This window comes from Methylobacterium sp. C25 (genome assembly GCF_021352225.1).
Classification (GTDB): Bacteria; Pseudomonadota; Alphaproteobacteria; order Rhizobiales; family Beijerinckiaceae; genus Methylobacterium.
The window spans coordinates 90,139-103,439 of the sequence record NZ_JAAUVI010000010.1 but is presented as its reverse complement, the minus strand read 5'-3'; the positions used below and the strand labels follow the sequence as shown (position 1 = coordinate 103,439).

General features: G+C 68.0%; 13 protein-coding genes and 1 other RNA gene. 6 read left to right on the top strand and 8 right to left on the bottom strand.

What is annotated here, in order from left to right:
• The first annotated feature begins 155 nt into the window (after nt 1-155).
• Together HCU64_RS20085 and HCU64_RS20080 are read left to right on the top strand one after the other, a co-directional pair.
• Entirely contained in the window at nt 156-2,042 is a 1,887-nt protein-coding gene (locus tag HCU64_RS20085) for an ABC transporter transmembrane domain-containing protein (RefSeq protein ID WP_233386007.1), read from the top strand.
• A 3-nt stretch (nt 2,043-2,045) separates the two neighbouring features.
• On the top strand, nt 2,046-3,065 hold the full coding sequence (locus HCU64_RS20080; protein WP_233386004.1) for a D-cysteine desulfhydrase family protein: 1,020 nt from the start codon (nt 2,046-2,048) through the stop codon (nt 3,063-3,065).
• A 145-nt stretch (nt 3,066-3,210) separates the two neighbouring features.
• On the opposite strand, the gene HCU64_RS20075 is transcribed toward HCU64_RS20080, so the two are convergent.
• The 8 genes from HCU64_RS20075 to HCU64_RS20040 all read right to left on the bottom strand — a co-directional run bounded on the left by HCU64_RS20075 (nt 3,211) and on the right by HCU64_RS20040 (nt 8,859).
• Nucleotides 3,211-4,224 carry a peptidoglycan -binding protein gene (locus tag HCU64_RS20075; protein WP_233386003.1) on the bottom strand — a complete coding sequence of 338 codons (1,014 nt, stop codon included), beginning with the start codon at nt 4,222-4,224 and terminating at the stop codon, nt 3,211-3,213.
• A complete protein-coding gene (locus HCU64_RS20070; protein ID WP_233386002.1) occupies nt 4,224-5,207 on the bottom strand; it encodes a MotA/TolQ/ExbB proton channel family protein in 984 nt (327 codons plus the stop codon). The genes HCU64_RS20075 and HCU64_RS20070 overlap by 1 nt, the downstream gene beginning before the upstream one ends.
• Nucleotides 5,208-5,330: 123 nt before the next feature.
• On the bottom strand, nt 5,331-6,152 hold the full coding sequence (locus HCU64_RS20065; protein WP_233386001.1) for a TIGR00282 family metallophosphoesterase: 822 nt from the start codon (nt 6,150-6,152) through the stop codon (nt 5,331-5,333).
• Between the two features lie 4 nt (nt 6,153-6,156).
• On the bottom strand, nt 6,157-6,765 hold the full coding sequence (locus HCU64_RS20060; RefSeq protein WP_442785989.1) for a 5-formyltetrahydrofolate cyclo-ligase: 609 nt from the start codon (nt 6,763-6,765) through the stop codon (nt 6,157-6,159).
• A non-coding RNA gene (ssrS, locus tag HCU64_RS20055) (6S RNA) lies at nt 6,755-6,911 on the bottom strand. The genes HCU64_RS20060 and ssrS overlap by 11 nt, the downstream gene beginning before the upstream one ends.
• A gap of 130 nt (nt 6,912-7,041) precedes the next feature.
• Complete coding sequence (locus tag HCU64_RS20050) at nt 7,042-7,992, bottom strand: DMT family transporter (protein WP_233385999.1); 951 nt, start codon at nt 7,990-7,992, stop codon at nt 7,042-7,044.
• Between the two features lie 187 nt (nt 7,993-8,179).
• Nucleotides 8,180-8,557, bottom strand: coding sequence for a cell division protein ZapA (locus HCU64_RS20045; RefSeq protein WP_233385998.1), 378 nt, complete (start codon nt 8,555-8,557; stop codon nt 8,180-8,182).
• Between the two features lie 11 nt (nt 8,558-8,568).
• The gene (locus HCU64_RS20040) at nt 8,569-8,859 is read right to left on the bottom strand and encodes a DUF4164 family protein (RefSeq protein WP_233385997.1); all 291 of its coding nucleotides are present in this window, start codon (nt 8,857-8,859) and stop codon (nt 8,569-8,571) included.
• Nucleotides 8,860-9,244: 385 nt separating this feature from the next.
• On the opposite strand from HCU64_RS20040, the gene gap reads away from it, so the two are divergent.
• The 4 genes from gap to fba all read left to right on the top strand — a co-directional run bounded on the left by gap (nt 9,245) and on the right by fba (nt 13,294).
• Entirely contained in the window at nt 9,245-10,252 is a 1,008-nt protein-coding gene (gene gap, locus HCU64_RS20035) for a type I glyceraldehyde-3-phosphate dehydrogenase (protein ID WP_233385996.1), read from the top strand.
• Between the two features lie 71 nt (nt 10,253-10,323).
• A complete protein-coding gene (locus tag HCU64_RS20030) occupies nt 10,324-10,821 on the top strand; it encodes a hypothetical protein (protein ID WP_233385995.1) in 498 nt (165 codons plus the stop codon).
• A gap of 9 nt (nt 10,822-10,830) precedes the next feature.
• Nucleotides 10,831-12,033 (top strand): phosphoglycerate kinase, encoded by a 1,203-nt coding sequence (locus tag HCU64_RS20025; RefSeq protein ID WP_233385994.1) that lies wholly within the window; start codon nt 10,831-10,833, stop codon nt 12,031-12,033.
• Between the two features lie 193 nt (nt 12,034-12,226).
• A complete protein-coding gene (fba, locus tag HCU64_RS20020; RefSeq protein ID WP_233385993.1) occupies nt 12,227-13,294 on the top strand; it encodes a class II fructose-bisphosphate aldolase in 1,068 nt (355 codons plus the stop codon).
• The last annotated feature ends 7 nt before the right edge of the window (nt 13,295-13,301 follow it).

The following is a 13,301-nucleotide window of genomic DNA, read 5'->3' as shown; positions in this document are numbered from 1 at the left end:
ACCGGACGGCGCGGCTTTCCGCGGCCGAATATCACGCGCGTTTCGGTGAAGGCGGGCCTATACCTCAGCCGCCTTCCGTGAACAAGACCGCGCCAGAGCACAACCAAAAGACTTCTGGCCAAGACAGACCTGGGACGAGACGATGACGAGGACCAATGGCCGCCGCGCGTGACACCGCCACCGAGGCGAGGGGCAAGCGCAGAGGCAGGGCGACGGAGGATGGCCGAGAGGCCGCCCGGCGCGCGCCGTTGAGTGCGCTGAGACCGCTGATTCCCTTCGCTGCCGTCTATCGCGGACGCATCTTCGCTGCGCTCCTCTCGCTGATCTTCGCCAGCGGGGCGACCCTGGTGGTGCCCATCGCGATCCGGCGGGTGATCGATCACGGCTTCTCGCCCGAGGGCCATGCCTTCATCGACAGCTATTTCCTGGCGCTGCTCGGCGTGGTGGCCGTGCTCGGCCTGTCGAGCGCCGGCCGCTACTACACCGTGGTCAGCCTGGGCGAGCGTGTGGTCGCCGACCTGCGCACGGCGGTCTTCGCCCGGCTGACCATTCTCGATCCCGCCTTCTACGACCGGACGCAATCTGGCGAGATCGTCTCGCGCCTCACCGCCGACGCCACGCAGGTGAAGTCGGTCTTCGGCGTCTCGATCTCGATCCTGCTGCGCAACGCCTTCCTGTTCGTCGGCGCCGTCGTGATGATGGTCTGGACGAGCCCGCGGCTCTCGATCCTGGTGCTCGGCGCGATCCCGCTGATCGTGTTTCCTCTGATCCTCTCCGGACGCGGCGTCCGCAGGCGCTCGCGAGCAGCGCAGGACAGGCTCGCCGATGCCTCGGCCTATGCCTCGGAGGCGATCGGCGCGGTGCGCACGATGCAGGCCTTCGGCATGAGCCGCGAGACGGCATCGCGCTTCGGAAAGGCGGCCGAGAACGCCTATTCGGCCGCACTCGCCTCGATCAAGGCGCGTGCCATTCTCACCGGTGTCGCGATCTTCCTCATCTCGGGCTCCGTCGTTGGGGTGATGTGGTACGGCGCGCAGAGCGTGCTGTCGGGCGCCATGAGCGCCGGCACGCTCTCGCAATTCGTGCTCTACGCGGTGTTCGGCGCGAGCGCGCTCGGGCAGCTCTCGGAAGTCTACGGCGAGTTGGCCCAGGCAGCTGGCGCGGCCGAGCGCCTCGGCGAGATCCTGGCGAGTGAGCCGGCGATCCGGGCGCCGGAGAACCCGGCTGCGCTGCCGGCGCCGCCGCGCGGCGAGGTGGCGTTCGAGGATGTCCACTTCACCTATCCGACGCGGCCGGAGCATCAGGCGCTCGACAGCGTCCGCTTCGGCGTCGCTCCAGGCGAGCGCGTCGCCCTGGTCGGCCCCTCGGGTGCCGGCAAGACCACCGTGCTGCAACTGCTGCTGCGCTTCTACGATCCTCAGAGCGGCCAGATCCGCGTCGACGGCGTCGACATCGCCACGGTCGATCCTGAAGCCTTGCGCCAGCGGCTCTCGCTGGTGCCGCAGGACCCGACGGTGTTTTCCGGCAGCATCCTGGACAACATCCGCTACGGACGCCCGTCCGCAAGCATCGCCGAGGTGGAGCGCGCGGCCGGCCTCGCCAATGCCGACGGCTTCATCCGCGCCCTGCCGCAGGGTTACGAGACGCAGGTGGGCGAGCGTGGCACGACGCTGTCCGGCGGGCAGCGCCAGCGCGTCGCCATCGCCCGCGCCATCCTCAAGGATGCGCCGATCCTGCTGCTCGACGAGGCGACCTCGGCCCTCGACGCCGAGAGCGAGCGCGCCGTGCAGAACGCCCTCGACCACCTGATGGAAGGACGCACCACGCTGGTGATCGCCCACCGCCTCGCCACGATCCGCGCCGCCGACCGCATCCTGGTCTTCGACGATGGCCGCATCGTCGAGGAGGGCACGCATGAGAGCCTGCTGGCGCGCGGAAAACTCTACGCGCAGCTCGCCAGCCTCCAATTCACCGATCCGCTCGCCGACGCCGCCCGGCCGCGCGACCCTCACCTCAAGCTCGCGGCGCTTCCGGCGGAGTAGGCCTTGCTCGATCTCGCGCGCTTCCCACGGATTGACCTGATCGGCGCGCCGACGCCGATCCAGCCGCTTGACGGTCTGAGCCGCCATCTCGGCGACGGGCTGAACGGCGTGCGTCTCTTCGTGAAGCGCGACGACATCGGCCCTGTCGGCGGCGGCGGCAACAAGCTGCGCAAGCTCGAATTCCTGCTCGGGCAGGCGAGGGCGGACGGCGTCGACACCGTCATCACGGTCGGCGCCCTGCAATCGAACCACGCGCGGCTGACGGCAGCGGCAGCGGCGCGATGCGGCTTCCGTTGCGAGCTGTTCCTGACCCGCTCGGTGCCGCGCGACGATGGCGACTATACCGGCAACGGCAACCGCCTGCTGCACGAGCTGTTCGGTGCTCGTGTGCAGTTGCTGCCGGGTGAAGCGGATTCGCTCGCGGCCGCGAACGAGCGCGCAGCAGAACTCGAAAGCCAGGGGAGGCGGCCCGCTGTGTTTCCCTCAGGCGGATCGAATGCCCTCGGCAGCCTCGGCTATGCCGCCTGCATCGCCGAGATCCTCGACCAATCCGCCGCCATGGGGATCGCCTTCCGGCACGTCGTCACCGCCAACGGCAGCAGCGGCACGCATGCCGGGCTCGTGGCGGGACTCGCCGCGCTCGGACGTGATCCGAGGCAGGCGAAATCCTACACGGTGCTGGCGCCCCTTGACGAGGCGCGCCGGATCACGCTGGACAAGGCGCGAGACAGTGCCGGGCTGCTCAGCGCCAGCGTCGGCGATGACGCGGTTGACATCGACGGCGGCCACCGTGGCGAGGGCTACGGCATCCCGACGGACGGGATGCGCGAGGCGGTTACGCTGATGGCGCAGACGGAAGGGCTGCTGCTCGATCCCGTCTATAGTGGCAAGGCTTTCGCAGGCTTGCTGCACGACGTCCGCGCCGGGGCCTATCGGCCGGGGGACGCGGTGCTGTTCCTGATGACCGGCGGCGTGCCGGGGTTGTTCGCGTACCGAGGCGAGTTCGGGGATCGGGGAGCCTAAGAACCTCACGGCCGTCATTCCGGGTTCTCGCAGAATGCCAGAACCCGGAATCCAGAACCGCCGGCGGAGCCAGGATGAGCGCAACCTGCGACTCTGGGTTCCGGGATCCGCTGCGCGGCCCCGGAATGACGGCCGTGGGAGGCGGCTACCGCTCCGTCAGCTTCATCTCGATCCGGCGGTTCTTGGCGTAGGCCTCTTCGGTCGTTCCCGTGTCGAGCGGCTGGAACTCGCCGAACGCACCGGCGAGCAGGCGCTGCGGCGGGATGCCTTTTCCGCGCAAGTACTGAACCACCGCAATGGCGCGGGCTGCCGAGAGCGACCAGTTCGAGGGAAACTGCGCCGACTGGATCGGCCGCGAGTCGGTGTGGCCGTCGACACGCAGAACCCAGGGAATATCCGTGGGGATCTCCTTCGAGATGTCGAGGATCGCATTGGCGATGCGGTCGATCTCGGGGCCGGCCTCGGGTTTCAGGCTGGCCGAGCCTGCCGGAAACAGCACCTCGGATTGCAGCACGAAGCGGTCGCCGACGATGCGGATGTCGGAGCGATTGCCGACGATCTGGCGCAGGCGTCCGAAGAAGTCGGAGCGGTACCGCGCGAGCTCCTGCACCCGCTGGGCGAGTGCCACGTTCAGGCGGCTGCCGAGATCGGCGATGCGGGCTTGGCTCTCCTTGTCGCGCTTCTCCGAGGCCGAGAGCGCATCCTCCAGGGCCGCGAGCTGGCGGCGCATGGCGCGGATCTGCTCGTTGAGCACGTCGATCTGGTTCTGCGCCCGGGAGGTGGCGGCGCGCTCGGCCTCGAGCTGCTTGTCGGCCTCGCCCGACTGGCCCTTGGCCGCAGTCGCGGCGTCGTTCAGGGCCTGGAGGCGGTCGCGGTCGCTCTCGGCGCGCTCGAGGCTGCTCTTGAGGGAAGCAGAGGTCTCCTCTTGGGTGCGTCGGTTCGAGCGTTCGAGAGCGAGGAGATCGGTGAGGTCGGCGATCTGCCGGTTCAGGCGGTTCAGGACCTCGTCGCGCCCGGTCAGCTCCTGCGACAGGAAAAACTGCCCGACCACGAAGATCGTCAGCAGGAACACCACCGAGAGCAGGAGCGTGGCCAGCGCGTCGACATAGCCCGGCCAGACGTTGATGCTGCGATGCGTACGGCCGCGGCTCGACGCCATTATGACTCGACCCGATCACGGCTCAGGCGGTCGAGCACCTGTTTCAGCTCCTTTTCGCGGCTCGCCTGCGCCTCGACCCAGTCGCGGATCATCTGCTGCTCGGCGCGCATGTGCTGCACGAGGCCCTGGATACCCTCGGCGAGGTTGGTCATGGCCTGGGTGGCCGACCGGCCTCCGCCGCCCTCCGTGATGGCCTTGCCGAGGCGGTCGAGCGTCTCCTGCAACTCGCGCGACAGGGCCGCGTCCTGCTGCGGCGAGGCGGCGGCGGCCCGCACCGTGACGGCCTGCTCCTCTCCGGAGACCAGCCAATCCTCCAGCTCGTTGTGGAAGCGGGCATGGGCCTGACCGGCCTGAAGATCGAGGAAGCCGACGATCAGCGAGCTGGCGAGGCCGAACAGCGAGGCCGAGAAGGCGAGGCCGATACCGGAAAGCGGCACGGCGAGGCCGTTCTTCAACTCGTCGAACATCACGGCGGCGTCGCCCCCGCCACGCATGCCGCTGATCACGCCGCCGACCGCCGAGAGCGTGTCGATCAGGCCCCAGAAGGTGCCGAGCAGGCCGAGCAGGATCAGGATGCCGGAGACGTAGCGCAGAATCTCGCGGCCCTCGTCGAGCCGTGCGGCGGTGGTATCGAGATGGGCGCGGGTGCCCGAGAGCGTGGCGCCGTCCCTGCGCGCACCGATCGCCGGGACGAGCGGGCCGAGCAGGCTCGGACCGGCCTTGGGCGCGGTTTGCCCGGTGGCGACGGTGTTGACGTAGGAGACCTCGCGAAACAGCCTGATCACCTGCCCGAAGGCGAGCAGCACCGCGATCAGCAGCACGCCGAGGATGAGGCCGTTGAGGCCGGGATTGGCGAGGAAGGCCGGCGTGATCTGCCGGAAGAGGACGAAGGCCAGGAATCCGACGAGGATCAGGAACACCAGCATCCGCACGAGGTAGATGCCGGGCTTGCTGAGTGGAGGAGACGCGGGTCGAGCCACCATCGGATCCGGGTTCGGGTTGGGCCGAACCCATGCATCGAGAAGCGGGGCCGGTCGCGCGGCACTCTGGAGGCTGGTTTCGGACCGATCAAGCCGGGCCGGCGCTCCACAACGCTTACTTGATCCTCAATCCCAGGCTCGCGGCCAAGTTTCCTCCAAGTGCGGCCCGAGGCGCACAGCGGAGACGGACTTGGCAAGGCCCGTCGCATCGTCGGTTTCGACGGCGATGCCGCAGAGCGTGCCCTCGCCCTGGGCCGGTTCCAGGCGCGAGCCCGGCGTCTTCTGCAGGAAGCGGCGCAACGGCTCCTCCTTCTGCATGCCGAGCATCGAATCGTAGTCGCCGCACATGCCGGCATCGGTGAGATAGGCGGTGCCGCCGGGCAAGATGCGGTGGTCGGCAGTGGGCACGTGGGTATGCGTGCCGACGACGAGGCTCGCGCGCCCGTCGAGATGCCAGCCGAAGGCCTCCTTCTCGCTCGTCGCCTCGGCATGGACGTCGACGATGACAGCATCGGCTGCATCGCGCAGCGGGCAGGAGGCCAGTTCGCGGTCGACCGCCGTGAAGGGATCGTCCATCGGGTCGATGAAGAGCCGGCCCATCACGTTGACGACGAGCACGCGGGCGCCGGACCGGGTCTCGATCACCGTCGCGCCGCGGCCCGGCGTGCCGGGCGGGTAATTCGCGGGGCGGATCAGGCGGGGCTGGCGCTCGATGAAGACGAGCGCCTCGCGCTGGTCGAAGGAATGGTTGCCGAGGGTGATGACGTCGGCACCGGCACCCAGGACCTCGTCACAGATCGACTCGGTGATGCCGAAGCCGCCGGCGGCGTTCTCGCCATTGATCACCACGCAATCGAGACGCCAGCGCTCGCGCAGGGCCGGCAGCCGGTCGGTCACAACATGGCGGCCGGGGCGGCCGACGATGTCGCCGAGGAAGAGAAGGCGCAACGCTCTAAGCCTTGATCAAAGGGACGGGGCCGATCTCGGTGACGAGATGATCGAGGGGCCGGTCATGCGCCTCCGCCGGGACATGTGCCACCTCCTGGACGGAATAGGCGATGCCGATGGTGAGCAGTGCACCTCGGCCGGACAGGCGTTCGATCGCCCGGTCGTAATAACCCTTGCCGTAGCCGATGCGGTTGCCGGTGCGGTCGAAGGCCGCCAGCGGCACGATCAACGCGGTGGGAAACACTTCCGGCAGGTCGTCGCGCGGCTCGCTGAGACCGAAGCCGCCGCGCACCAGCGCTTCGCCGGCCCGCCATTCGCGGAAGACGAGGCCGTCCGGCGTCACCTTCGGCAGGGCCACGCGCTGGCCGCGCGCAAACAGCTTTTCGATGATCGGGCGTGGGTCGATCTCGCTGCGGATCGGCCAGAAGCCGCCGACCAGCTCGGCCTCGGCCAAGCCGGGGATCGAGACGACCGTCTCCGCCACCGTCCGGGAGCCAGCCTTGCGCGCGTCGAGATCGAGCGCGTCGCGCCGTGCCAGGACCTCGGCCCGCAGCCGGGCCTTTTCGGAAGGGGAAGGTGCGTCTGGCATCGTCTGGGAAGGGTGCGGAGCCACGTGGGCCGTCGGAGGATCGATCCCGGGAAACCTACAGAGTAGGTGGGCGCCGTGTTGACCAAGTCCAGGGACGAGGCCAGTGACAGCTCCCGAGGGAGTCGATAAGGCCCCGGGGATAGTGCTCCAGTCGAACCCTGCAGCCCCGCCTTTCCGATGTAATGCCGGCGAGGCCCGGACGCCAGTGAATTGAATGCACGGCCGGTAAGATTTTGCCGGCTCGCGACAATTGGCACTCTCATTCCGAAACGTGTCGCGCAGGGGTACCCCCAGCCTCGATCAATGCGACCTGCGCGCCAACGGTACGGATGCCGGTGCCGGTCGCCATCGCGAAACGGCCCCCGAGCCGATCAGGACACCGAGCGAGATCAGACCGATGGCGCCGATCTCGATCGAGGACGGCACCTCGCCGAGGATCGGTATCGCCATGAGGGTGGCGAGTGCCGGCACGAGCGACGCGAAAACCGCGGCGCGAGACGCTCCGAGGATCGAAACGGCTCGGTTGAAGGCGATGAGCGAAACGACGCTGGTCAAGAGCCCCTGAAAGATCACCTGGATCGCGATGGTCGAGATGCTCGCACTCGCGATGCCACGCGGCAGAGGCGCAAGCAGGTAGATCGGCAGGAAGAGGCAGGCCGACCAGAACGCCACGATGGCCGCGCCGTGCAGCGGCCGCAGGCCCGAACGGCGCACGGTCACCGTGTAGGTCGCCCAGCAAAGCGCGGCGGAGAGGAACAACACCTGGCCGATCCAGCGCTGGCCGACCGGTGCGAGCAGGCTCGGCCCGACGAGGAGCAGCACACCGATCGGGATCAGGACGAACCCTGCCAGGCGCTGGCGCGACACGGCTTCCTTCAGGACGACGACTGAGAGAGCGGTCGCGAAGAGCGGCATGACGCCCGGGATCAGCGCTCCGGCCTGGGCAGCAGGGGCGAATTGCAATCCGGATGCGGCGACGAGGGCATAGGGCGCGCCTGCGCCCGTCACCATCAAGGCCGTACCGCCGATGCCGACCGATCGGGCGATCGCCCCATGCCGAAACAGAACGGGAAGCAACAGGATCGCAGCGGTGCCGAAACGGATCGCGGTGATGTCGTAGATCGTCAGTGTCGATTGGCCGAGATCGAACCGCGTGAGGACCATCCAGCCGGCCCAGATCGAGATCGCGAAGAGGGCCCAGGCGGATCCCTGGGCAGCGCGCAAGGGCTCGGAGGCCGGGTCGTCGATCATTGCTGCTCACCTCGGCATGCAGTCGAGGTCGCGCGGTCGAAACGCCCCGGACAGCCGCATCGGATTGGAAACCGGGCTTAGACGACGCCGGGCCACCGATGCGGAAGCCGCATTCGGCGCAACACATCGATGCGCGTTCTGAAACAGTCCGAGACCGTCGGCATCCGTGCGGCGGCCGCGCCAGCTTTCAATCCTTTTTCGGATGGCTCTCCGTGCCACCAGGCGATGCCGGCGCCGTCAGCGCGTGGGTGAGCCGCTCGATGCGCTCCGCCGTCCGCTCGATGCCTTCGGCCAGCCGCGCCTCGCCGGAGGCCGCATGGTCCCGCAGGGTCGCGGTTTCCGCCTCCAGAGCGGAGAAGCGTCTTTTCAGCTCGGCCAACTCGTCCGAGACGGTCAGCGCTGCCATGACGTGGAGGCGCATGTCGCCGATCTCGCCAAAGGCCTTTCGCATTTCGGCGACGCGCTCGTCGAAGCCCTCGGCGAGCCGCGTGAGATGCTCTTCCTCGCCCTCGCCGCAGGCCATGCGGTATGTCTTGCCGGCGATGGTGACTGTGACGTGGGCCAAGTCGCTCTCCCTCAGGCCCCAGGACGCGACGGCGACGACCGACGATCGAGCACGGTGGAGACGGTATCGATGGCTCGGTCCAGCCGGCGTTCGACGTCGCCGGTGACGCTCGCCATGCGCGCGAGCTGCGCACTCGCCGCGTCGAGCTCGGCAGCCAATCGCGCGCGGTCCTCGTCCATCAGCGCCAGCTCGATGTCCCGGTCGGCGCGGGCCTCCTCGGCTTCGACCCGACGCGTCACCGCCGCCTCGAGGCGCACCATGGCCAAGTCCAGCCTTCGCAGCGCATCCTCGATGACCGACATCCGCAACATTCTCCCGTCCGCATGGTGTCGCGCGAAGAGCGTGAATTTTCCAGCCGTCAGCGCGGCATAATCGGCGTTGGCAACGCTCTGCCGTGCTTTGACAGCCCCCATCCCCATGTTAGAGAGCCGGCGCCCGCCACGTTTTTCTCGGGGTGTGCGCAGTCTTCCGGAATTTCCGCCCGTGACAGCTCCTGGCCCCTCGCGCAGATCGTCCGTTCTCCGGATGGTCCCGAGTGTCGCCCGAGCCGCGACACCGTGGAACGGTGTCGGTTCATCCGAGGTTCAAGCGGAGCGGTCATGGAGCGTGCGACGCATTGCTGGTGCAGTGCATCGATGAGCTGATCGAACGGCGTCGGAACGCCGTCTTTTGTGAAGGAGTCACACCGTGACCGTGAAGGTTGCCATCAACGGGTTCGGACGCATCGGTCGCAACGTCCTGCGCGCCATCCACGAGGCCGGCCGCAAGGACATCGAGGTCGTCGCCATCAACGATCTAGGCCCGGTGGAGACCAACGCCCACCTGCTTCGCTTCGATTCGATCCATGGCCGCTTCAACGCGGACGTGAAGGTGGACGGCGAGTTCATCGTCATCGACGGCAAGCGCATCAAGGTCACGGCCGTGCGCAACCCGGCCGAGCTGCCGCATCGCGATCTCGGCGTCGACATCGCGCTGGAATGCACCGGCATCTTCACGTCGAAGGACAAGGCCAAGGCGCATCTCGACGCCGGCGCCAAGCGCGTCCTCGTCTCGGCCCCGGCCGATGGCGCCGACCTCACGGTCGTCTACGGCGTCAACCACGACCAGCTGACCGCCGATCATGTCGTCGTCTCGAACGCCTCCTGCACCACCAACTGCCTGGTGCCGGTCGCCAAGGTCCTGCACGACACCGTCGGGATCGAGCGCGGCTTCATGACGACGATCCATTCCTACACGAACGACCAGCCCTCGCTCGACCAGATGCACAAGGACCTCTACCGGGCCCGTGCCGCTGCGCTCTCGATGATCCCGACCTCGACCGGCGCCGCCAAGGCCGTCGGCCTGGTGCTCCCGGAGCTGAAGGGCAAGCTCGACGGAACCTCGATCCGCGTGCCGACCCCGAACGTCTCGGCAGTCGACCTGGTCTTCACCGCCAAGCGCGAGACCACGGCCCAGGAGATCAACGAGGCGATCAAGAAGGCGGCCGACGGCGCGCTCAAGGGCGTGCTGGCCTATACCGACCAGCCGAACGTCTCGGTCGACTTCAACCATGACCCGCACTCGTCGACGTTCCACCTCGACCAGACCAAGGTCATGGACGGCACCTTCGTGCGCATCCTGTCCTGGTACGACAACGAGTGGGGCTTCTCGAACCGCATGGCCGATACGGCCGTGGCGATGGCCAAGCTGATCTGATCGTTACCCCGGGGGGCCTCGTGCCCCCCGTTTCATGACTGACTCGAACGACAGCCGGAGTGACACCGACGATGGCCGACGACGCGCAGACCAAGCCCTCCGGAGAGAGCTTCATCCCGTCCTCCCCAGCGCCGGCACCGGTGCCCCAGACCCCGACGCCGGCCGCGGCCCCGGTGGTTGCCTCCGCCGACAAGCCGGCCGTATCGCCGAGCGCCCCGGCTCCCGCGGGCTCCGCCGTCGGCGACCAGCTCGCGCGGATCGAGGACAAGACGGCGCGCATCGAGGACAAGTACGCCCGATCCGAGTCGCTGCTCTCCCGCATGGAAGACAAGATCGAAAGCGCCACGACCCGCATGAACGAGGTCGCCCGGCAATCCGATCTCGCCGCGCTCCGCAGCGAAGTCCGCGCCATCAACGAGCGCGTGAAGCGCAGCCCAGGCACCGGCGCCCTGGTGCTGACCGCGATCATCACCTCGGTCCTGACCGTCGTGCTCACCGTGGCGGTCCAGCGCCTGAACATCGACAGCATGCTGCCCCAGCGCGCCGCCCCCGCCGCGACGCAGCCCTGAGCGAGTAAAATGAGTTCCTTCCGTACCCTCGACGATGCCGGCGCGCTTGCCGGCAAGCGCGTTCTCGTTCGCGTCGACCTCAACGTTCCAATGGAAGCGGGCCGCGTCACCGACGCCACCCGGATCGAGCGCATCGTTCCGACCATCCGCGAGATCGCCGACAAGGGCGGCCGCGTCGTCCTGCTCGCGCATTTCGGACGGCCGAAGGGCAAGCGCGACCCCAAGGAGTCGCTGCAGCCGGTGGTCGGCCCGCTCTCGCAGGCGCTGGGCAGGCCGGTGGCCTTCGCCGACGACTGCATCGGCGAGCCGGCCAAGGCCGCCGTCTCGGCGCTGAAGGACGGCGACGTGCTCCTCCTCGAAAACACCCGCTATCATGCGGGCGAGGAGAAGAACGATCCGGATTTCGCCAAGGCGCTGGCCGAGAACGGCGACCTCTACGTCAATGACGCCTTCTCGGCCGCCCACCGGGCGCACGCCTCGACCGAGGGCATCGCGCGCCTGCTTCCGGCCTTCGCCGGCCGCGGCATGCAGGCCGAGCTCGACGCCCTGACCAAGGGCCTGGAGGCGCCAAAGCATCCGGTGATCGCGCTGGTCGGCGGCGCCAAGGTCTCCACCAAGATCGACCTGCTGCAGAACCTCGTCGCCAAGGTCGACATGCTGGTGATCGGCGGCGGCATGGCCAACACCTTCCTGCACGCGCAGGGCAAGGATGTCGGCAAGTCGCTCTGCGAGAAGGATCTTGCGGACACGGCCAAGCGCATCGTCGAGGCGGCCAAGGCCGCCAACTGCCGCATCATCCTGCCGACCGACGCGGTGACCGCGAAGGAATTCAAGGCCAACCCGCCGACCGAGACAGTCGCCGTCGGCGCCGTGCCGTCCGATGCGATGATCCTCGATGCCGGCCCGGACTCCGTGAAGCTGGTCAATGCGGCGATCGACGAAGCGGCCACGCTGGTCTGGAACGGCCCGCTCGGCGCTTTCGAGCTGACGCCCTTCGATGCCGCCACCGTCGCCGCTGCCCAGCACGCGGCGGAGCGTACAAAGGCGGGCAAGCTCGTCTCGGTGGCCGGCGGAGGTGACACGGTCGCCGCGCTGAACCATGCGGGCGTCGGCGAGACCTTCACCTACGTCTCGACGGCGGGCGGTGCGTTCCTCGAATGGCTCGAGGGCAAGGAGCTGCCGGGCGTCGAGGCACTCCGCGCGAACGGCTGAACCACGGAAGCCGATCCTACCCTCCCACCTCATCCTGAGGTGCTGCGAAGCAGCCTCGAAGGAGGGCTCCAGGGATCGCGAGACATTTGGGGGGCCTTCGAGGCCTCCACTTCGCTACGTCACCTCAGGATGAGGTGACGTGTCTGGATCGGCCATGCTGCGCCGATCGCATTGGATCGGGGGACAACGGACCATGGCACGCATTACCCTTCGGCAGCTTCTCGATCACGCCGCCGAGCACGGCTACGGCGTCCCGGCGTTCAACCTGAACAACATGGAGCAGGGCCTTGCCATCATGGCGGCAGCCGATGCCACCGATTCTCCGGTGATCCTGCAGGCGAGCCGTGGCGCGCGTGCCTATGCCAACGACGTGGTGCTGGCCAAGCTGATCGACGGCCTCGTCGAGATCTATCCGCACATCCCGGTCTGCATGCATCTCGACCACGGCAACAACGAAGCCACCTGCGCCACGGCGATCCAGTACGGCTTCACCTCGGTGATGATGGACGGCTCGCTGAAGGGCGACGGCAAGACGCCGGCCGACTACGCCTACAACGTCGAGATCACGCGCAACGTCACCAAGATGGCCCATTGGGCCGGCGTCTCGGTCGAGGGCGAACTCGGCGTGCTCGGCTCGCTGGAGAGCGGCCAGGGCGAGGCCGAGGATGGCCACGGCGCCGAGGGCGTGCTCAGCCACGACCAGCTCCTGACCGACCCCGACGAGGCGGTGAAGTTCGTCCGCGAGACCAAGGTCGACGCGCTCGCCGTCGCCATGGGCACCAGCCACGGCGCCTACAAGTTCACCAAGCAGCCCGACGGCGACGTTCTCGCGATGAACGTCATCGAGGAGATCCACCGCCGTCTGCCGACGACGCACCTGGTGATGCACGGCTCGTCTTCGGTGCCGCAGGACCTCCAGGACATCATCAACCAGTATGGCGGCCAGATGAAGCCGACCTGGGGCGTGCCGGTGGAAGAGATCCAGCGCGGCATCAAGCACGGCGTGCGCAAGATCAATATCGACACCGACAACCGCATGGCGATGACCGGCCAGATCCGGAAGATTTTGACCGAGAACCCGTCGGAATTCGACCCGCGGAAGTATCTGAAGCCGGCGATGGACGCAATGACGAAGCTCTGCAAGCAGCGCTTCGAGGAGTTCAACACCGCCGGTCAGGGCTCCAAGATCCGCCCGATTTCGGTGGCCCAGATGGCCAAGCGCTACGCCGACGGCTCGCTCGATCCGCGCATCGACGGCTGAACGGCCG

Coding starts and splice junctions, on each gene's coding strand:
- HCU64_RS20040 (WP_233385997.1), bottom strand. CDS start 8,859: ATGTCGGTCATCGAGGATGCGCTGCGAAGGCTGGACTTGGCCATGGTG.
- HCU64_RS20070 (WP_233386002.1), bottom strand. CDS start 5,207: ATGGTGGCTCGACCCGCGTCTCCTCCACTCAGCAAGCCCGGCATCTAC.
- HCU64_RS20025 (WP_233385994.1), top strand. CDS start 10,831: ATGAGTTCCTTCCGTACCCTCGACGATGCCGGCGCGCTTGCCGGCAAG.
- HCU64_RS20075 (WP_233386003.1), bottom strand. CDS start 4,224: ATGGCGTCGAGCCGCGGCCGTACGCATCGCAGCATCAACGTCTGGCCG.
- HCU64_RS20085 (WP_233386007.1), top strand. CDS start 156: ATGGCCGCCGCGCGTGACACCGCCACCGAGGCGAGGGGCAAGCGCAGA.
- HCU64_RS20050 (WP_233385999.1), bottom strand. CDS start 7,992: ATGATCGACGACCCGGCCTCCGAGCCCTTGCGCGCTGCCCAGGGATCC.
- fba (WP_233385993.1), top strand. CDS start 12,227: ATGGCACGCATTACCCTTCGGCAGCTTCTCGATCACGCCGCCGAGCAC.
- HCU64_RS20030 (WP_233385995.1), top strand. CDS start 10,324: ATGGCCGACGACGCGCAGACCAAGCCCTCCGGAGAGAGCTTCATCCCG.